Below are 18,121 nucleotides of genomic sequence, written 5' to 3'. Positions count from 1 at the left end.
TGTAGACCATCGCGCGCGGCCGGCCGCGCGGCCCGCTCAGCCGCGCCGGAACGCCACCACGTCGTCCACCTCCACGCGAATGCCGATGTGATCGCCGAGCGCATGGTCATGATGCGAAGGCACCAGCGACAACACCTGGCCGCCGCCGGCCAGGCGTAGCGTGTACAGGATCTCGGCACCGCGAAAGGCCTTGTGCAGGATCTTCGCGCGCAGCGGGCTGTCATCGTCGTGCACGATATCGTCGGGGCGGATCAGCACATCGACCTCTGCCGTTGCGGGCGGTACGCCCAACGGCTCGCTGCTATGCAGCGTGCCGAGTTCCAGCGTGACCGAGTGCGGGCTGGCAAGCAGGCCCGGCATCAGCACGCCCTGCCCGATGAAGTCAGCGACCACGCGCGTGGCCGGCCGGTGATAGAGGTTATGCGCGCTGTCCCACTGCTCGATGGCGCCGGCGTGCATCACGCCGATCTCATCGGCCATGGCAAAGGCTTCGTACTGGTCGTGGGTGACCAGAATGGCGGTGGTGCCCTGGGCCTTGAGGATGTCGCGCACCTCCAGGCTCAAGCGCTCGCGCAGGTCGACGTCGAGATTGGAGAACGGCTCGTCGAGCAGCAGCAGCTCCGGCTTCGGCGCCAGTGCGCGCGCCAGCGCCACGCGCTGCTGCTGGCCGCCCGAGAGCTCGTGCGCAAACTTGCCGCCGGAACCGGCCAGGCCCACCAGCGTGAGCATTTCCTCGACCCGCTCCGCGCGTTCGCCGCGGCGCACGGCATGCAGCCCGAAGGCGACGTTGTCGGCCACGTTCAGGTGCGGGAACAAGGCGTAATCCTGGAACACCATGCCGATGTGCCGGTGCTCGGGCGCCACGGCAAACCCCGGCGACGACATCACCTGCCCTTGCAGCAGGATGCGGCCTTCGCGCAGCGGCTCGAATCCGGCGATGGCGCGCAGCACGGTGGTCTTGCCGCAGCCGCTGGGGCCGAGCAGGCAGGCAATGCTGCCGCGCGCGAGGGTGAAGGACAGGTCGTCGACAACGCGCTGGCTGCCGAAGCCATGGTGAATGCGATCGACCTCGATCACGATATCGGATCGTGCGGGCATGGACGAATTGGAATGCGGGTGGCCTGGCATGCCGAGCATTATATGGACGCAGGCCCTGGATGTCTGTCACATGCGGATGCGTCGCCCGGCGTATCCGCATTGCTAGAATGCGGGGCTTGCCCGATGGCCTGCCCGAAGGCCTACCGGCCGCGCCCCGCCGCCGGGCCACGCCCCGTCCCTCGCCAATACCGACACCTACGCCGCTGCCGCATGAGCCTGTTTCGCCCTAGCCGTACCCGCCGCCTGCACCCGCTAGCCTTGGTTGCCGCCCTGGCCGCGCTGCTGATCGCGCTGCCGATTGCGCAGGTGGCTGGCAGCCTGTTCGAGCCCAGCGGCGACACCTGGCGGCATCTGGCCGACACAGTCCTGGCCGAGTACGTTGGCAATACGCTGTGGCTGCTGGCCGGCGTCTGCGCCGGCGTGCTGCTGGTGGGCGTGCCCACCGCGTGGCTGGTCAGCACCTACCGGTTCGCCGGACGGGCCTGGCTGGAATGGGCGCTGGTGCTGCCGCTGGCGATGCCGGCCTATGTCATCGCCTACGCCTATACCGATACCCTGCAGTTCGCTGGCCCGCTGCAAAGCTGGCTGCGCGAGCTGACCGGCTGGCGCGCCCGGGAGTACTGGTTCCCGGATATCCGCTCGCTGGGCGGCGCCATCGTGTTGTTCACGCTGGTGCTCTATCCCTACGTCTACCTGACCGCGCGCGCGGCCTTCCTGCAGCAAACGCTGAACACGCTGGAAGCGGCCAGGCTGCTTGGCTATGGCACCTGGGGCAGCGTCTGGCGGGTGATGCTGCCACTGGCGCGCCCCGGCATCGTGGCTGGTACAGCGCTGGCGCTGATGGAGACGCTGGCCGATTTCGGCACCGTGGCCTACTTCGGCATCCCGACCTTCTCCACGGGCATCTACCGCGCCTGGTTCTCGTTGGGCGACAAGAACGCGGCAGCGCAGTTGTCGGCCTGCATGTTGCTGTTCGTGATCGGTATCCTGCTGGTCGAGCGTGCCAGCCGGGGCCGCGCCCGCGTGCACGGTGGCCAGCGCCGCGCGCCGGCTTACCGGCTGCATGGCTGGCGCGCCGCGCTGGCGCTGCTGGTATGCGCGGTGCCGGTGCTGCTGGGCTTTGCCATTCCGGCGCTGATGCTGTGCAAGATGGCGCTGGCCGAAGGCGACGCGCAGTTCGGCCAGCGCTTTATCGGCCTGGTGCGCAATAGCTTCCTGCTGGCCAGCGTGACCGCGCTGATCGCGGTGCTGGCCGCGCTGGTGATCGGCTATGCCGGGCGCGGCATGGCCGCCGGCCGGGGCTGGCTGCTGCGCGGGCTGACGCGGGTGTGCGGCATGGGCTATGCCCTGCCCGGCTCGGTGGTAGCGGTCGGCGTGCTGGTGCCGGTGGCGCGACTGGACAATGCCATGTCGGCATGGCTGCAGCAGCATCTGGGATGGTCGGCCGGGCTCCTGCTGACCGGCGGCATTGCTGCGCTGGTCTATGCCTACCTGGTGCGCTTTCTGGGCGTGGCCCTGCAAACCGTCAACGCGGGCCTGGTCAAGATCACGCCGGGCATGGACGCGGCGGCGCGCAGCCTGGGCCACGGCCCCGGCGCCACGCTGCGGCGCGTGCACCTGCCAATGCTGCGCGGCAGCCTGCTGACCGCGGCGTTGATCGTCTTCGTCGACGTCATGAAAGAGCTGCCCGCCACCTTCGTGATGCGGCCGTTCAATTTCGACGCGCTGGCCGTGCAGGCATACAACCTGGCCTCCGACGAGCGACTGGCCGAGGCCGCCACCGCCTCGCTGGTCATCGTGGCAGTGGGCCTGCTGCCGGTGATCCTGCTGTCGCGCTCGATACGGCGGGATGCGCGGGATGCTAGGGAATAGGCCGGCCAAGCCGCCCACGGATTTTCCTAAAGTTCTCCAACGTCTTGCCGATATCCCCCTAGTCCGAAGCTGCGCCCCGGCCCGCCGCACCCCTTTTCGTGCGAGCCAGGCGGTCTGCCCCCACCGCTGACGTGCTTCGCGCCGCAACCTGACTGTGCCGGCCGCAATCCTTGCCCGGCATTTGTTCGCAGCGTTTTCAGGGAGTGTTATGCAGCTTCGTTACCGCATGCTCGTGTTCAAGCTGAACCGGATGACCCAGCAAGACCGGATCAGCGCCGTCGAGGAAATCGCCCTGGCGGGCCAACTGGCTGAGCAACTGGAAAAACCGGGCATGGTCGAGCGCCTTGTGGCGGACCTGTTCGATCACGAGAACTTCCATGTCAGGCGCATCGCACTCAATGCGGTGCGGCGCGCGCATGGTTACCTTCAGGCAGATATCTCACTTGCCCTGCTGCGCAAGCTCGGCGACCCGGAGCCTTGGCTGCGCCATGACGCGGCCTGGGTGCTCCAGGAGGCCGGGCTGGACAGCCCGCACATCCGCGCAGCACTGCGCCAGCTTGCCGGGCCGGTCATGTTGCCTTACGACATGATCCGCGCCAAGGCCAATCCCTCGGACGCGCTGCTGCAAGCACAGGTACGCGCGCGGCAAGCGCTGGACGTGCTCCTGGAGCGCCAGACCGCGGGCAAGGTGGTGGCCAAGCTGCCATATGCGGCTGGCACGTTGGGCCACTCGCACAAGAAGCGGCGCGAGCAGTTGAAGGTGACCTTCGAGAAGCACAGGGAGCGCGGCGCGAAGCTGAGCTTCCGCCGCCTTGAACCTGGAGACGGCGGCGAGAGCAACGCCGCCAAGGGGCCGGGGACCAAAGCCAGGCCCCTGCCCAAGCCATAGAAATGGAGAATGGGAAATAGAAAATGGCGGCTCGCGCCGCCATCCCCGTCCCGCCGGCCAGGCCGCGCTGGCCTCTTCTTGATTTCTTAGAGGCCATTTCAAAAAGATTCTGGCGTCGTTGCGCGGCCTTGCCGTACCACTTGTACTGTCTGCGGCCGCGCGCCTAGCCAGAACCGCTTCGCTTCATTTTGAAACAGCCTCTTACTTGTAGCCAGCCTTGTCCGCCAGCTTCTGCGCTTGCGGCTGGTGCTTGCCCAGTTCGGCCACGTTGATCTTGTCCGCCTTGAAGCTGCCCAGCGCTTCCAGCGCCGGATTGCTGATCTTCACGCTTTCCACCACGGGCCACTCATTGTTGCCATCGGCAAAATAACGCTGCGCGTCATTGCTGGCCAGGTACTCCAGGAACGCACGCGCGGACGCCTTGTTGGGCGCATGCTTGAGCATGCCGCCGCCGGAGATGTTCATGTGCACGCCCTGGCTGGCCTGGTTGGGCCACAGCACGCCAAGCTTCTCCGCCACGGCCTTGTCCTCGGGCTTGGCCGACTTGAGGATACGGGCGATGTAGTACGTGTTGGCCACCGCGATATCGCACTCTCCCGCCGCCACGGCCTTGAGCTGGTCGGTGTCGCCGCCCTTGGGCGCGCGCGCCAGGTTGGCCACCACGCCGCGCGTCCATTGCTCGGTCTTGGCCTCGCCGTCATGGGCGATCAGGCTGGACATCAGCGACAGGTTGTAGACGTGGCCGCTGGAGCGGATGCACAGCTTGCCCTTCCACCTGGGATCGGCGAGATCTTCGTAGGTCTTGATGTCGCCGGGCTTGACCGCGGCCTTGTTATAGGCGATTACGCGGGCCCGAGCCGAGAAACCGAACCAGTCGCCGTTCGGGTCGCGGTAGTTGGCGGGGATGCGCGACTCCAGCACGCTCGATTTGAGCGGCGCGAACACGCCCGCCTGCTGGGCCCGCCATAGCCGGCCGATGTCGACGGTGATGAACACATCGGCCGGGCTGTTGGCGCCCTCGCTCTTGATGCGCTCCAGCAGCGGGTCTTCCTGGCCTTCGATGCGATTGATCTTGATGCCTGTCTGCTTGGTGAAGTTGGCGTAGAGCGCTTCGTCGGTCTGGTAGTGGCGCGCGGTGTAAAGGTTCAGCACCTTTTCTTGTGCGTGCGCGGCGAGCGGCAGCGTCAGAACAGCGAGCGCGGCAAGCGCTGTGGCCCGTGGCAGCAAGCGGCGGAATACGGTCATGACTCTCCTCTTCGATGATTGTTGTATGCCGTCCTGACGATGCCATCCATGCATCCTGGACAAGACAACCTAGAAACAATAATCATTCCCGTTTTGGCAGTCAAGTTACAACGTTGTCACTTTTCTCGCGGTAAGCCTGGGGAGGTAAAAGTGCCGATCGGGACGCTGAAACGCGGACCGGGACGGCAGATACCGCCGGGTCTTCGATTGCGCCCGGCGTTATCCGTGCATCACACTCAGGTACTGGCGCGTTCCACCAATGCCTTCATGGCATCGGCAGGCAGCGGCCCATGGCAGGTCCGCTCGCCGCCGGTCTTGCTGACCACCAGCCACACCTTGGCCGGGGCGCCCGCCGGATGCAGCAGCCAGGCGGGTCCATTTCCGCCGCCGGTTGGCGGCAGCCCTTCCAGCACGCCGCTGCCGACCGACTGCAGCAGCACGGCGCAATCGTTGGCGCTGGCCTGCGTGGCGGAGAGAAAATCCGGATTGGCAAGCACTTCCGGCAGCGCCGTATCGGAGGCACGCAGGAAGGCATCCACGTCGAACTGCTTGCTGGCACCGGGGCTGGCGCAGGCGGCCAGCAACGCTGCGGCGGCAATGCCGGCAACGGCACCGCAACGGTGCCAGGCCGGCCGGGTCAGGAATGCGGGGATCATGGCGCGCCTCATTGCTTGAGCACATCGGCGCCCTTGGGCACCGCAAAGCGGAAGGTGTCTGCCGGCAGCACGGGGTTCTTCTGCATCGCGCTGAAGGTCAGGAGCGTCGTGTTGCCGAAGGCATCGCGCAACTCCATCGCTTCCAGGTTGCCGCTCTTGAAGCCGATGCCGATGCGCTCGAACTGCGTGTCCTTGGCTCTCGGCGTGAGCTCAAGCCACTCCACGCCGTCGCGCGTCGGGCCGTTCTTCACGACAAAGTTCTTTTCCAGGTCGTTGCTGCCGAACAGGATCGCGGCGGGGCTGGACCCGAGGGCGCCATCGAGCTTGCGCTCTGTGACCTGGTTGAGGTCCTTGTCGTAGATGTAGAGCGTCTGGCCGTCAGCCTGCAGCAACTGGTCGTACGGCTTGACGTAGCGCCAGGTGAACTTGCCAGGGCGCGAAAAAGCGAAGGTGCCGCTGGAGGTGCCGGCCACCTTGAGGCTGTCACCCTGCCCCTTGACCTGGCGCTGGGTAAATTCGCCCTTGGCGCTCTTCACGCCCGCCACGAAGGCCTGGAGCTGGTCGGTGCCGGCCGCCATGGCCGCCGTCGCTGTCAGCGACAGCATGGCCGCCGCGGCGCATGCCGACGCGAGAATGCGGATTCGCATGGTGTTGTCCTTGCTGGGTTGGAGGGTGCGCACCGCCGGGGCGGCTGCACTGCCTGTCCGGTTAGAGCGGCGCGCACGCGCCGGATTCCGCAACGATGTGCTTCGCACGTAACAACATGTTACGTGCGGCCGCTTATTCTTCCTCGCGGGCGGTGCCCGCCGGGGCCAGGATGTCGCGATTGCCGTTGCCCGACATGGCGGAGACCAGGCCGGCCTTTTCCATGTCCTCCAGCAGCCGCGCGGCACGGTTGTAGCCGATGCGCAGGTGGCGCTGCACCAGGGAAATCGAGGCGCGGCGGTTCTTCAGCACCACGTCGACAGCCTGGTCGTAGAGCGGATCGGCTTCGCCGCCGCCGCCAATGCCCGCGCCACCGCCCATGCCATCGCCGCCCAGGTCGCCCTCGGCCACACCGCCTTCAAGGATGCCCTCGATGTAGTTGGTCTCGCCGCCTTCCTTGAGCTTTTCGACCACGCGGTGCACTTCATCGTCGGAGACAAAGGCGCCGTGGACGCGGATCGGCACGCCGGTGCCAGGTGCCAGGTAGAGCATGTCGCCCATGCCGAGCAACGCTTCCGCGCCCTGCTGGTCGAGGATGGTGCGCGAATCAATCTTGCTGCTGACCTGGAAGGCGATGCGCGTCGGCACGTTGGCCTTGATCAGGCCGGTGATCACGTCGACCGACGGACGCTGCGTAGCCAGCACCAGGTGGATGCCGGCGGCGCGAGCCTTCTGCGCGATGCGCGCGATCAGCTCTTCCACCTTCTTGCCCACCACCATCATCAGGTCGGCCAGCTCGTCGATCACGATCACGATCATTGGCAGCTTCTCGAGCGGCTCGGGCGCGTCCGGGGTCAGGCTGAACGGGTTGGGAAGCTTCTCCTCGCGCGAGGCGGCTTCGTCGATCTTTTTGTTGTAGCCGGCCAGGTTGCGCACGCCCAGCTTGCTCATCAGCTTGTAGCGCCGCTCCATCTCGCCAACCGCCCAGTTCAGGGCGTTGCCGGCCTGGCGCATATCGGTCACCACCGGGCACAGCAGATGCGGGATGCCTTCGTAGACGCTCATCTCCAGCATCTTCGGGTCGATCAGGATCAGCCTGACCTGCTCGGCCTTGGCCTTGTAGAGCAGCGACAGGATCATGGCGTTGATGCCCACCGACTTGCCGGAGCCGGTGGTGCCCGCCACCATGCAGTGCGGCATCTTGGCCAGATCGGCCACCATGGGCTTGCCGGCGATGTCCTTGCCCAGCGCCATCGTGAGGTTGGACGCGCTCTCGTTGTAGACCTGCGAGCCAAGGATCTCGGACAGCCGCACCGTCTGGCGCTTGGGGTTGGGCAGTTCCAGCCCCATGTAGACCTTGCCGGGAATGGTTTCCACCACCCGGATGGAAACCAGCGACAGCGAACGGGCCAGGTCCCGCGCCAGGTTGACCACCTGGCTGCCCTTGACGCCGGTGGCCGGCTCGATTTCGTAGCGGGTGATGACCGGGCCCGGGTAGGCCGCCACCACCTTGACCTCGACACCGAAATCCTTGAGCTTCTTCTCGATCAGGCGCGAGGTGAATTCCAGCGTTTCGGCGCTGACGGTTTCCTGGTGCGTGGGGATCGGGTCCAGCAGCGCCAGCGGCGGCAGGTCGGAGTCCTGGATATCGGCGAACAGCGGCTGCTGCTTCTCGCGCTCCACGCGTTCGTGCTTGGGCACCGCCTGGGGCCGCACGATCTGCACCGGCGTGGCCTCCTCGATCTTGACCCGCTGCACTTCCACGGTTTCGGTGCGCACGACCTTGGCCGCCTCGCCGATGATGCGATCCTGCTTGCTTTCGCGCCGCGCCTTGAAGCCGAGGAAGAGCGTCTCGACGAAGCCGCCCACATGCTCGGCCACCGACAGCCACGAGAAATGGAAGAACAGCGACAGGCCGATGGCCAGCGTCAGCAAGAGCAGCAGCGTGGCGCCGGTGAAGCCCAGCGCCATCTGCATCCAGCCACCGAGCAGGTCGCCCAGCACGCCACCCGGGGCGCGTGGCAGCGCGGCGCGCAGCGGATACATGCGGATGGCCTCCAGGCCCATGCTGGCGGTCAGCGACAGGCCAAAGCCGATCCAGCTCACCACCAGGCCCTGCCGGGCCTCGCCGTTGCGCTCGGGCAACTCGGCGGTCAGCGCGCGCCAGCCGCGCCAGCAGCGGCGCACCAGCAACACCGCCCACCAGTAGGCGGAGAAGCCGAAGATAAAGAACAGCACATCGGCCATCCAGGCGCCCACGCGGCCGCCGAGGTTGTGGATGTCGGCCACATGGTTGGCGTGCGACCAGCCAGGGTCAGCCTTGCTGTAGCTGGCCAGGATGCAGACAAAGGCCAGTGTGACCGCCAGCAACAGGAACCAGCGCACTTCGCCCAGCAGCTTGCCGATGCGCGAGGGCAGCGCGGAAGGATCGGTACGTGTTGTGGTAGTAGCTCGGGCCATGCCTGGATCTGGGTTGCCAACGGAAGAGGGTGGTGCCGGCCATTTTAACCTTGGCCAGGGCTATCGCTCCCATTGGAATTTGCAACAGTGAGCAAACGCCGGTCCACTTATAATGCTGGTTTCGATTCACGCTAGTGCGCATCAAGGCGCACCAGCCATAGGAAAGCATCATGGCCAAACACGCAAAAGTGCTGATTCTCGGTTCCGGCCCCGCCGGCTATACCGCCGCCGTCTATGCGGCCCGCGCCAACCTGCAGCCGGTGCTGATCACCGGGCTGGCCCAGGGTGGCCAGCTGATGACCACCACCGACGTGGAAAACTGGCCCGCCGACGCCAACGGCGTGCAAGGCCCGGAACTGATGCAGCGCTTCCTGGAGCATGCCGAACGCTTCAACACCGAAATCATCTTCGATCACATCCATACCGCCAAGCTGACCGAACGCCCGATCCGCCTGGTGGGCGACGCCGGTGAATACACCTGCGATTCGCTGATCATCGCCACCGGCGCCTCGGCCCAGTATCTCGGCCTGCCGTCGGAAGAGCTGTTCATGGGCCGCGGCGTGTCGGCCTGCGCCACCTGCGATGGTTTCTTCTACAAGAACCAGGAAGTGGCCGTGGTCGGCGGCGGCAACACCGCCGTGGAAGAAGCCCTCTACCTGTCCCAGATCGCCAGCAAGGTGACCGTGCTGCATCGCCGCGACAAGTTCCGCGCCGAGCCGATCCTGGTCGACCGCCTGCTGCAGCGCGAGAAGGAAGGCCGCGTGGAAATCCGCTGGAACTCCGTGCTGGAAGAAGTGACCGGCGACGACTCCGGCGTGACGGGCCTGAAGGTGCGCAACGTGAACACCGGCACGGTCGAAGACCTCAAGCTGGCGGGCGTGTTCGTGGCCATCGGGCACAAGCCGAACACCGAACTGTTCGAAGGCCAGCTCGAGATGCACAACGGCTATATCGTCACCAAGAGCGGCCTGGCCGGCGATGCCACGGCCACCAGCATCCCGGGCGTGTTCGCAGCCGGCGACGTGCAGGACCACATCTATCGCCAGGCGATCACCAGCGCCGGCACGGGCTGCATGGCAGCCCTGGATGCGCAGCGCTACGTGGAAGCCCTGCAGTAAAGAGACAAAGACTGAAGGCTCAGGCCGGGCTTGCCCGGCCTTTGTCTTTTTCGAGCCGGTGATGCCGCCGCACGCACCAGCCGCGCCCCGCCCTGCCACCCTATAATCACGCCGAGCACCCCGGAGACTCGCCATGACGCACGGCGCCAGAAAGCCCGCCAAGCCCGCCAAACCCGCCCCCCCTGCCGCCAGCCCGCCCAAGCGTTTCGGCCTGACCGACCTGTCCGGCTTGCGCGACTCCCTCAAGGCCGACACCGAGCGGCGCGAAGCCGAGCGCCGCGCGGCGGACGAAGCCGCGCAGCGCGCCCGCGAAGAAGCCGACGTATTCCGCAGCAGCGTTGGCAACGTCAACACGCTGCGCGACCGCAACCGCGTCACTCCCGCGCCCCGCCACCCGGCGCCCGTGCCGGTGCAAACCCAGCTGGACGACAAAGCCGTGCTGGCCGCGTCGCTTTCGGACGAGTTCGATGTCGAGAACCTGCTCGATACCGACGAGACCCTGTCGTTCCGCCGCCCCGGCATTGGCATGGACGTGGTCAAGAAGCTGCGTCGCGGCGAATGGGTGCCCCAGGACAAGATCGACCTGCACGGCCTGCGCAGCGAAGAAGCGCGCGAGGCACTGGCCGAGTTCGTGCGGCGCTCGGTCAAGCGTGGCGTGCGCTGCGTGCGCGTGATCCACGGCAAAGGCAACGGCTCGCCGGACAAGACGCCCGTGCTCAAGGGTAAGGTGCGCAGCTGGCTGGTACAGAAGGAAGAAGTACTGGCCTTCGTGCAGGCACGCGGCGCCGAGGGTGGGGCCGGCGCGCTGATGGTGCTGCTGCGCCAGCCGCACGCCTGAGACGGCGCGCACGATGCATCTGCCGCTCGATCTCCTGATGGGGCGGTTGCCCCTGATCCTGCATGTCATGGAAGTAGTGGGCGTGCTCGCCTTTGCCGTCTCCGGCGTGGTCGATGCGCGCAAGCAACGCTTCGATGCCGTGGGCACCTTCGTGGTGGCATTCGCCACCGCCTTCGGCGGCGGCACGGTGCGCGACGTGTTGCTGGACCGCCGCCCCTTCTACTGGGTCGACCACGAAGGCTATGTGATCCTGATCTTCGTGATGTCGCTCGGCGCGTCGTTCGTGCTACGGGTGGTCAGCCGGGTGGCGTCCGAGCGCACCATGATCACGGCCGATGCGATCGGCCTGGGGCTGTTTTCCGTCACCGGCACATCGCTCGCGCTGGTGGCGCAGATGACCCCGACCGTGGCGGTCATGATGGGCATCATCTCTTCGGTGTTCGGTGGCGTGGTGCGCGACGTGTTGTGCAACGAGGTGCCGATGATCCTGCGGGACCGCTCGCCCTATGCCACCTGTGCCTTCGTCGGCTGCTGCGTCTATATTGGCCTGACCTGGCTGCAGGCCGAACAGGAACTGGCCCTGCTGGCGGGCGCCATCACCATCACGGCGGCGCGCCTGCTGTGCGTGCGCTTCGGCTGGAAGCTGCCGAGCTAGGCAACAACAGCGGCAATCCAGGCGCCCCCTCCCGTGGGATCGCCTGGATTGCCCGCTGGCGCTTGAACGCCAAAAAGGCCTGGGCGCCCGAATGCTTAAACGGCGGCTTCGTCCTGCTCGCCGGTGCGGATGCGGATCACGCGCTCGATCTCGGTCACGAAGATCTTGCCGTCGCCGATCTTGCCGGTGTGCGCTGCCTTGACGATGGCGTCCAGCACGGTGTCGAGCTGGTTCTCGGCAACCACGACCTCGATCTTGATCTTGGGCAGGAAGTCGACCACATACTCTGCGCCGCGATACAGCTCGGTATGCCCCTTCTGGCGGCCAAAGCCCTTCACCTCTGTTACCGTCAGGCCGGTCACGCCGACGTCAGCCAGCGCCTCGCGCACTTCGTCCAGCTTGAACGGTTTGATGATGGCGGTAATCTGCTTCATGTTGGCCCCTTATATAGTCGTTGGTTAGTGAGAGATTTTAGCCTGCCTGCCGGCAGCGGGATGTGGCCTGCCGCACCGCGCCATTTCCGGTAGACTCAACCGTTGCCCGCCCGCATCTGCGCGGGCGCGGCGTGATCAGCCATAGCGGCCGTAGCAGCCATAGCAGCCATAGCAGCCATAGCAGCCATAGCAGCCATGCCGGAACAAGGGCGCCGCCCGAGGGCAGCGCCGATGATGAGCAAATCTAGCGCAATGCAGCCTGAATCTTTCAAGCCCGGCTCCGACCAGCCCGACGCGGCCACCCCGGGGGCGGCTGCGGCACAAGGCCGGCAGGAACACGAGCGGATGGAGAATTATCGCACGCAGATCGTTTTCGATCTGTCCGAGCTGCCCGAGGCCGAGTGGGACACCCTGGTGGCAGCCCAGCCCGGGGCCACGCCGTTCCTGCGCCACGCCTTCCTGCATGCCATGCATGCCAGCGGCAGCGCCTGCGACGAGACCGGCTGGAGCCCGCGCTACCTGACGTTATGGGCGCCACGCGCCGAGGGTGGCGAGCGCCTGGCGGCGGCCATGCCGCTGTACGCGAAGTCGCACTCTTATGGGGAATACGTGTTCGACTGGGCCTGGGCCGACGCCTACGCGCAGCATCGCCTGCCGTACTACCCCAAGCTGCTGTCCGCGATTCCCTTCACGCCCGTGCAAGGTGCGCGGCTGCTGGCCGAGGACGAAGACGCGCGCCGCTGCCTGCTGCAATGTGCACTGGCGGTGGCGGAACAAAGCCAGCTGTCCTCCCTGCACGTGCTGTTTCCCGACGAGCACGAGGCCGCGCTGATGGAAGACGCCGGCATGCTGATGCGCCACGGCGTGCAGTTCCACTGGACCAACCCGGGCTATGAGAGCTTCGACGCGTTCCTGGCCACGCTCTCGCAAAAGAAACGCAAGAACATCCGCGCCGAACGGCGCCGCGTGGCCGACGCCGGCATCACCTTCCGCCAGTTGCGCGGGCCCGAGATCGACGAGGCGCAATGGCGCTTTTTCAACCGCTGCTACCGGCAAACGTACCGCGAGCATCATTCCACGCCCTACCTGAACCTGGATTTCTTCCAGCGCATCGGCGCCGCCATGCCGCAGAACCTGCTGCTGCTGGTGGCCGAGCGTGCCGGCCAGCCGATTGCCGCGTCCCTGGTGGTCTATGACGACGACCCGGCGCGCAGCACCCTGTTCGGGCGCTACTGGGGCGCACTCGAGCACCACCCCTGCCTGCATTTCGAGACGGCGTACTACCAGCCGCTGGAGTTTTGCATCGCCCAGGGCATCCGTACCTTCGAAGGCGGCGCCCAGGGCGAGCACAAGATGGCGCGGGGCTTCCTGCCAGTGGCGACCCGCTCCGCGCACTGGCTGGCGCACCCGTCCTTTGCCGATGCCGTGGAGCGTTTCCTGGTGCGCGAGCGCCAGGGCATCGATGCCTACCTGGACGAGCTCAACGACCGCACGCCGTTTGCACGCGGCTAAGGCCGGCTAAGGCCGGCTTGCCCGCCGCACTAGCGCCACATGCGCCGCAGCGTGTTATCGCCCAGCATGTAGTGGTGGAACAGCGCCGCGATGGCGTGCAGCCCGATCACCATGTAGAAGGCGGTGCCCAGTGTGCCGTGGACGTCCTCGAGGATCTCTTTCAGGTCTTTGCTTTGCGCCACCAGCGAGGGCAGCTCGATGCCAAGGCCTGGCACCGTCAGCAGGTGGCCGTCGGCGTTGAGCGCCAGCAGGCCCAGCACGGGCTGCGCGAATATGAACAGATAGAGTACGAAGTGCATGGCGCTGCCGAGCAGCTGCATCCAGCGCGGACCGGGCTCGGGCGCCGGCGCGCCGCGCACCAGGCGCCACAGGAGGCGCGGCACCGCCAGGACGAGCACCAGCGCGCCAGCCCACGTGTGCACCGACATCGACAACGCCCGCGAAGCGCTGCCCTTGGGCAGAAAGCCCTTGAGCTCGATCGCGGCGTACGCGGTGGCGATCAGCAGGAATACTGCCCAGTGGAAGAACACCGCCGGGCCGGAATACCGTGCCAGGGTGGACGGCGTCGAAAAGGTAGTGGACATGGGGAATAGGCAGTTTGCCTGCCGAGTTGTTCTGTGATTGAAGCTTAACCCACCGGCTTTATGGCGTCTTTGGTTTCCATCAAGCCTGGCGCAACAAAAAACCCCGCCGCAGCGGGGTTTTTTCAGCATCGGTTCAGCCACGCGCCGGAATCGGGCATGACTGGCCATGGCTGCCGGGGCTTACTTGGTGTAGTTCGCCACGCCGTCGGTGATTTCCTTATGGGCTTCTTCAATGCCGGCCCAGCCTTCCACCTTGACCCACTTGCCTGCCTCGAGTGCCTTGTAGTTCTCAAAGAAGTGCTTGATCTGGTCCAGCAGGTTCTGCGGCACGTCCGACAGGCCCTTCATGAAGGCGGTGGCGGGCGACAGCTTGTCCAGCGGCACGGCGACCAGCTTGGCATCCACGCCCGACTCGTCGGTCATCTTGAGCATGCCCAGCGCGCGGCAGCGCACCACTGCGCCGGCCAGGATCGGGAACGGCGAGAGCACCAGCACGTCGACGGGGTCGCCGTCGCCCGACAGGGTCTGGGGAATGAAGCCGTAGTTGGCCGGGTAGCGCATGCCGGTGCCGATGAAACGGTCGACGAAGAGCAGGCCGGTTTCCTTGTCGGCTTCGTACTTCACCGGATCGCTCTGGGCGGAGATTTCGATGATGACGTTGAAATCGTTCGGGATGTCCTTGCCGGGGGAAACGAGGTTGAAGCTCATGCTTGCTCTCCAGATGCCTGTGTTTGAGGATGGCGGGCATTATAGCGTTTCGAAGCTGACCCAGGCCTGACGCGGCGCGTGCCTTGCGCGTCTCGCGCCGTGAGTGATAATGGCGGATTGTCCGAAAGCCGCATCGACAGGCGCACTGCCAGCCACAGCCTGGCAGTCGCATCCAGCCGGAGCTATCCAATGCACGCCCAGCACTTCGTTGCCAACCGCCTGATCGCGCCGGACTCCGGCTTGCGCATCAAGGTATTCGACCCATCCAGCGGCGAGCCTTTCGCCGAAATCGCCCGCGGCAACGCGGTCGACATCAACGTGGCCGTGCACGCCGCGCGCCAGGCCGCCGACGGCGCCTGGGGCGCGATGGCGCCCGCCGAGCGCTCCCGCCTGCTCAACCGCGTGGCGCTGACCCTGATCGAGCACGAGGCCGAGCTCGCCGCGCTGGAAGCGCGCGATACCGGCAAGCCCCTGCGCCAGGCCGCCGCCGACGCGCGCGCCGTGGCGCGCTACTTCGAGTTCTACGCCGGCGCGGCCGACAAGCTGCACGGCCAGACCATCCCCTACCAGCCCGGCTTTACCGTGCTGACCGTGCGCGAGCCGCATGGCGTGACCGGCCACATCATCCCGTGGAACTACCCGCTGCAGATCTTCGGGCGCAGCGTGGGCGCGGCGCTGGCCACGGGCAATGCCTGCGTGGTCAAGCCCGCCGAAGACGCCTGCCTGTCGCTGCTGCGCGTGGCGGAGCTGGCGGCCGAGGCCGGCCTGCCCGAGGGCGCGCTGAACATCGTTACCGGCTACGGCCATGAAGCCGGCGCCGCGCTGGCGCGCCACACCGGCATCAACCACATCTCCTTCACCGGCTCGCCGCAGACCGGCAAGCTGATCGCGCAGATGGCAGCCGAGAACCACGTGCCGGTCACGCTGGAGCTCGGCGGCAAGTCGCCCCAGATCGTCTTTGCCGATGCCGACATCGACGCGCTGGTGCCGGTCATCGTCAACGGCATCGTGCAGAACGCGGGCCAGACCTGCTCGGCCGGCAGCCGCGTGCTGGTGGAACGCCCGCTTTACAACGCCGTGCTCGACCGCCTGGCCACGGTGTTCGAGTCCTTGCGCGTAGGGCCGTCGGAGCTGGACCTGGAATGCGGCCCGCTGATCAACCGCAAGCAGCAGCAGCGCGTCTGGGATTTCGTCTCCGATGCGCAGCACGCCGGCATTACCGCCATGGCGCAAGGCCAGATCGTGGCGCAAGCGCCGGAGTCCGGCTATTACCAGGTGCCGATGCTGTTCCGCGACGTGCCGCCCACGCACCGGCTGGCGCAGGAGGAAGTGTTTGGCCCACTGCTGGCCGCCACACCGTTCGACACCGAGGCAGAAGCCATTGCGCTGGCCAACGGCACGCCTTATGGCCTGGTCGCCGGCATCTGGACCCGCGATGGCGCGCGCCAGCTGCGCCTGGCGCACAAGCTGCGCGCGGGCCAGGTCTTTATCAACAACTACGGTGCCGGCGGCGGGGTAGAGCTACCTTTTGGCGGCAGCGGGCAGTCCGGCTACGGCCGCGAGAAGGGCTTCGAAGCCCTGTACGGATTCACCACACTGAAAACCATCGCAATTCAACATGGGTAATATCAACTTCCTGTCCGTCGCCTTCGCCATTTTCTTCTTCTGGATGGCGTGGCACGTCAGAAACAAACGCGCCACCAACCCCTCGGCCATGCCGCGCCTGCAGGTCTTCAAGCGCAAATGGGGCGACACCGTGGGGGACCGCGTGCACTGGTGCCTCTACGTGGCGCTGCCCTTCCTGCTCGCGCTGATGATGGTCGCCAACGCGCTGCGCGGCCGCGGCCCGTTCTCCCACTAAGGCATTCGCCCATACCTGGCAGTTTTTTTCCGGCGCCGCAAGCGGCGCCACCCCGGCGGTATCGTGCAACCAGAAAAATAGATCCATGTAGATCGACAGATCCAAGAGGAGACAGCATGACAACAACCGCAGTACACTCCGGCGCCGCCGACCCCGCGTTCGAGGACGCCACCTACCGCAAGGTGACCTTGCGACTGGTGCCGTTCCTTTTGCTTTGCTACGTGGTGGCGTACCTGGACCGCGTCAACGTCGGCTTCGCCAAGCTGCAGATGCTCGGCGACCTGAAGTTCAGCGAGACCATCTACGGCCTCGGCGCGGGCATCTTCTTCATCGGCTACTTCCTCTTCGAGGTGCCCAGCAACGTGATCCTGCACAAGGTCGGCGCGCGCATCTGGATCGCGCGGATCATGATCACCTGGGGCGTGATCTCGGCGGCGATGATGTTCGTCACCACGCCGACCATGTTCTACGTGCTGCGCTTCCTGCTGGGGATCGCCGAGGCCGGCTTCTTTCCCGGCATCATCCTGTACCTGACCTACTGGTACCCGTCGCACCGGCGCGGGCGCACCACCACCTTCTTCATGACCGCGATCGCGCTCTCCGGCGTCATCGGTGGGCCGCTGTCGGGCTGGATGATGCAATCATTCGACGGCCGCAACGGCTGGTCCGGCTGGCAATGGATGTTCCTGCTCGAAGGCATCCCGTCGGTGCTGGTAGGGCTGGTGGTGCTGGCCTACCTGGACGACCGCATCGTCCACGCCAAGTGGCTGAGCAACGAAGAAAAGGCCCTGCTCCAGCGCAATATCGCCGCCGAGGACATGCACAAGGAAGACGCGCCGATCGGCAAGGTGCTGTCCAGCCCGCGCGTGTGGCTGATGAGCGCGATCTACTTCAGCTTCGTGATGGGCCTGTACGGCGTGAGCTTCTGGCTGCCCACCATCATCAAGCAGACCGGCGTGAAAAGCCCGCTGGACATCGGCCTGCTCACCGCCATCCCCTACGGCTGCGCGGTGGCCGGCATGGTGCTGGTGGCCTACAGCGCCGACCGCACCCGCGAACGCCGCTGGCATATCGCCATTCCCGCGCTGCTGGGCGCAGTCGGCCTGGTGCTGTCGGTGCAATGGCACAACAATACCGTGCTGGCACTGCTCGGCCTGACGCTGGCCACCATCGGCATCCTGACCACCCTGCCGCTCTTCTGGAGCCTGCCGACCGCCTTCCTGGCGGGCACAGGCGCGGCTGCGGGGATTGCGCTGATCAACTCGCTGGGCAACCTGGCCGGGTTCATCAGCCCGTATGCGGTGGGCTGGTTGAAAGACATGACGCAGAGCACGGACTCCGGGATGTACCTGCTGGCGGCATGTCTGGTGGCGGGCGCGGCGTTGACGGTGTCGGTGCCGGCGCGGATGGTGAACAAGTAGGAGATCGAGGGCCGACGCAACAAGGTACGCCCGCCCTCTCCCCCGGCCCCTCTCCCACAAGTGGGAGAGGCGAGCCAACCAGGGGGAACGGAAACGACATCGCCAGACCATCGATTCGGTGTAGC

17 protein-coding genes are annotated in these 18,121 nt (G+C 66.2%); 9 read left to right on the top strand and 8 right to left on the bottom strand.

What is annotated here, in order from left to right; translation table 11 throughout:
* Positions 1 to 36 precede the first annotated feature (36 nt).
* Positions 37 to 1,098 (bottom strand): ATP-binding cassette domain-containing protein, encoded by a 1,062-nt coding sequence (locus RR42_RS04350; RefSeq protein ID WP_043351356.1) that lies wholly within the window; start codon positions 1,096 to 1,098, stop codon positions 37 to 39.
* 210 nt (positions 1,099 to 1,308) lie between these two features.
* Here RR42_RS04350 and RR42_RS04345 point away from each other — a divergent pair, with 210 nt between their 5' ends.
* Together RR42_RS04345 and RR42_RS04340 are read left to right on the top strand one after the other, a co-directional pair.
* Positions 1,309 to 2,970, top strand: a complete 1,662-nt coding sequence (locus RR42_RS04345) for an ABC transporter permease (protein WP_052494444.1) — start codon at positions 1,309 to 1,311, stop codon at positions 2,968 to 2,970.
* Positions 2,971 to 3,178: 208 nt separating this feature from the next.
* Positions 3,179 to 3,859 carry a hypothetical protein gene (locus tag RR42_RS04340; protein WP_043344447.1) on the top strand — a complete coding sequence of 227 codons (681 nt, stop codon included), beginning with the start codon at positions 3,179 to 3,181 and terminating at the stop codon, positions 3,857 to 3,859.
* Positions 3,860 to 4,060: 201 nt separating this feature from the next.
* On the opposite strand, the gene RR42_RS04335 is transcribed toward RR42_RS04340, so the two are convergent.
* From RR42_RS04335 to RR42_RS04320, 4 genes are all read right to left on the bottom strand, one after another.
* The gene (locus RR42_RS04335; protein ID WP_043344445.1) at positions 4,061 to 5,104 is read right to left on the bottom strand and encodes a Fe(3+) ABC transporter substrate-binding protein; all 1,044 of its coding nucleotides are present in this window, start codon (positions 5,102 to 5,104) and stop codon (positions 4,061 to 4,063) included.
* 236 nt (positions 5,105 to 5,340) lie between these two features.
* A complete protein-coding gene (locus RR42_RS04330; protein WP_052494443.1) occupies positions 5,341 to 5,760 on the bottom strand; it encodes a hypothetical protein in 420 nt (139 codons plus the stop codon).
* Between the two features lie 8 nt (positions 5,761 to 5,768).
* Positions 5,769 to 6,407, bottom strand: coding sequence for an outer membrane lipoprotein chaperone LolA (lolA, locus tag RR42_RS04325; RefSeq protein ID WP_043351351.1), 639 nt, complete (start codon positions 6,405 to 6,407; stop codon positions 5,769 to 5,771).
* 133 nt (positions 6,408 to 6,540) lie between these two features.
* Positions 6,541 to 8,865, bottom strand: coding sequence for a DNA translocase FtsK (locus RR42_RS04320; RefSeq protein WP_043344443.1), 2,325 nt, complete (start codon positions 8,863 to 8,865; stop codon positions 6,541 to 6,543).
* Positions 8,866 to 9,035: 170 nt separating this feature from the next.
* On the opposite strand from RR42_RS04320, the gene trxB reads away from it, so the two are divergent.
* From trxB to RR42_RS04305, 3 genes are all read left to right on the top strand, one after another.
* Positions 9,036 to 9,983, top strand: coding sequence for a thioredoxin-disulfide reductase (gene trxB / locus RR42_RS04315; protein WP_043344442.1), 948 nt, complete (start codon positions 9,036 to 9,038; stop codon positions 9,981 to 9,983).
* 133 nt (positions 9,984 to 10,116) lie between these two features.
* Positions 10,117 to 10,821, top strand: coding sequence for a Smr/MutS family protein (locus RR42_RS04310; protein WP_043344439.1), 705 nt, complete (start codon positions 10,117 to 10,119; stop codon positions 10,819 to 10,821).
* 13 nt (positions 10,822 to 10,834) lie between these two features.
* Positions 10,835 to 11,476: a trimeric intracellular cation channel family protein gene (locus RR42_RS04305; RefSeq protein WP_043344436.1), complete on the top strand. Its 642-nt coding sequence runs from the start codon at positions 10,835 to 10,837 to the stop codon at positions 11,474 to 11,476.
* Positions 11,477 to 11,571: 95 nt separating this feature from the next.
* Here the strand turns inward: RR42_RS04305 and glnK are convergent, their stop codons facing one another.
* On the bottom strand, positions 11,572 to 11,910 hold the full coding sequence (gene glnK / locus RR42_RS04300) for a P-II family nitrogen regulator (RefSeq protein WP_006162803.1): 339 nt from the start codon (positions 11,908 to 11,910) through the stop codon (positions 11,572 to 11,574).
* A gap of 345 nt (positions 11,911 to 12,255) precedes the next feature.
* Here glnK and RR42_RS04295 point away from each other — a divergent pair, with 345 nt between their 5' ends.
* Entirely contained in the window at positions 12,256 to 13,422 is a 1,167-nt protein-coding gene (locus RR42_RS04295) for a GNAT family N-acetyltransferase (protein ID WP_144409875.1), read from the top strand.
* A gap of 29 nt (positions 13,423 to 13,451) precedes the next feature.
* Here the strand turns inward: RR42_RS04295 and RR42_RS04290 are convergent, their stop codons facing one another.
* Both RR42_RS04290 and ppa read right to left on the bottom strand, forming a co-directional pair.
* On the bottom strand, positions 13,452 to 14,006 hold the full coding sequence (locus tag RR42_RS04290) for a cytochrome b (RefSeq protein ID WP_043344431.1): 555 nt from the start codon (positions 14,004 to 14,006) through the stop codon (positions 13,452 to 13,454).
* Between the two features lie 180 nt (positions 14,007 to 14,186).
* Complete coding sequence (gene ppa / locus RR42_RS04285; protein WP_043344428.1) at positions 14,187 to 14,714, bottom strand: inorganic diphosphatase; 528 nt, start codon at positions 14,712 to 14,714, stop codon at positions 14,187 to 14,189.
* Between the two features lie 189 nt (positions 14,715 to 14,903).
* On the opposite strand from ppa, the gene RR42_RS04280 reads away from it, so the two are divergent.
* From RR42_RS04280 to RR42_RS04270, 3 genes are all read left to right on the top strand, one after another.
* Positions 14,904 to 16,340 carry an aldehyde dehydrogenase family protein gene (locus RR42_RS04280; RefSeq protein ID WP_043344427.1) on the top strand — a complete coding sequence of 479 codons (1,437 nt, stop codon included), beginning with the start codon at positions 14,904 to 14,906 and terminating at the stop codon, positions 16,338 to 16,340.
* Complete coding sequence (locus RR42_RS04275; RefSeq protein WP_006162792.1) at positions 16,333 to 16,575, top strand: hypothetical protein; 243 nt, start codon at positions 16,333 to 16,335, stop codon at positions 16,573 to 16,575. The genes RR42_RS04280 and RR42_RS04275 overlap by 8 nt, the downstream gene beginning before the upstream one ends.
* Before the next feature lie 116 nt (positions 16,576 to 16,691).
* On the top strand, positions 16,692 to 17,996 hold the full coding sequence (locus RR42_RS04270) for an MFS transporter (protein WP_043344425.1): 1,305 nt from the start codon (positions 16,692 to 16,694) through the stop codon (positions 17,994 to 17,996).
* Positions 17,997 to 18,121 lie beyond the last annotated feature (125 nt).

It is taken from the genome of Cupriavidus basilensis (assembly GCF_000832305.1).
GTDB classification, from domain to species: Bacteria; Pseudomonadota; Gammaproteobacteria; order Burkholderiales; family Burkholderiaceae; genus Cupriavidus; species Cupriavidus basilensis_F.
The sequence above is the reverse complement of the archived record's forward strand: the minus strand, read 5'-3'. Positions and strand labels throughout refer to the sequence as shown.

Coding starts and splice junctions, on each gene's coding strand:
- lolA (WP_043351351.1), bottom strand. CDS start 6,407: ATGCGAATCCGCATTCTCGCGTCGGCATGCGCCGCGGCGGCCATGCTG.
- RR42_RS04335 (WP_043344445.1), bottom strand. CDS start 5,104: ATGACCGTATTCCGCCGCTTGCTGCCACGGGCCACAGCGCTTGCCGCG.
- RR42_RS04350 (WP_043351356.1), bottom strand. CDS start 1,098: ATGCCCGCACGATCCGATATCGTGATCGAGGTCGATCGCATTCACCAT.
- trxB (WP_043344442.1), top strand. CDS start 9,036: ATGGCCAAACACGCAAAAGTGCTGATTCTCGGTTCCGGCCCCGCCGGC.
- ppa (WP_043344428.1), bottom strand. CDS start 14,714: ATGAGCTTCAACCTCGTTTCCCCCGGCAAGGACATCCCGAACGATTTC.
- RR42_RS04290 (WP_043344431.1), bottom strand. CDS start 14,006: ATGTCCACTACCTTTTCGACGCCGTCCACCCTGGCACGGTATTCCGGC.
- RR42_RS04310 (WP_043344439.1), top strand. CDS start 10,117: ATGACGCACGGCGCCAGAAAGCCCGCCAAGCCCGCCAAACCCGCCCCC.
- RR42_RS04280 (WP_043344427.1), top strand. CDS start 14,904: ATGCACGCCCAGCACTTCGTTGCCAACCGCCTGATCGCGCCGGACTCC.
- RR42_RS04305 (WP_043344436.1), top strand. CDS start 10,835: ATGCATCTGCCGCTCGATCTCCTGATGGGGCGGTTGCCCCTGATCCTG.
- RR42_RS04295 (WP_144409875.1), top strand. CDS start 12,256: ATGGAGAATTATCGCACGCAGATCGTTTTCGATCTGTCCGAGCTGCCC.
- RR42_RS04345 (WP_052494444.1), top strand. CDS start 1,309: ATGAGCCTGTTTCGCCCTAGCCGTACCCGCCGCCTGCACCCGCTAGCC.
- RR42_RS04270 (WP_043344425.1), top strand. CDS start 16,692: ATGACAACAACCGCAGTACACTCCGGCGCCGCCGACCCCGCGTTCGAG.
- glnK (WP_006162803.1), bottom strand. CDS start 11,910: ATGAAGCAGATTACCGCCATCATCAAACCGTTCAAGCTGGACGAAGTG.
- RR42_RS04275 (WP_006162792.1), top strand. CDS start 16,333: ATGGGTAATATCAACTTCCTGTCCGTCGCCTTCGCCATTTTCTTCTTC.
- RR42_RS04330 (WP_052494443.1), bottom strand. CDS start 5,760: ATGATCCCCGCATTCCTGACCCGGCCGGCCTGGCACCGTTGCGGTGCC.
- RR42_RS04340 (WP_043344447.1), top strand. CDS start 3,179: ATGCAGCTTCGTTACCGCATGCTCGTGTTCAAGCTGAACCGGATGACC.
- RR42_RS04320 (WP_043344443.1), bottom strand. CDS start 8,865: ATGGCCCGAGCTACTACCACAACACGTACCGATCCTTCCGCGCTGCCC.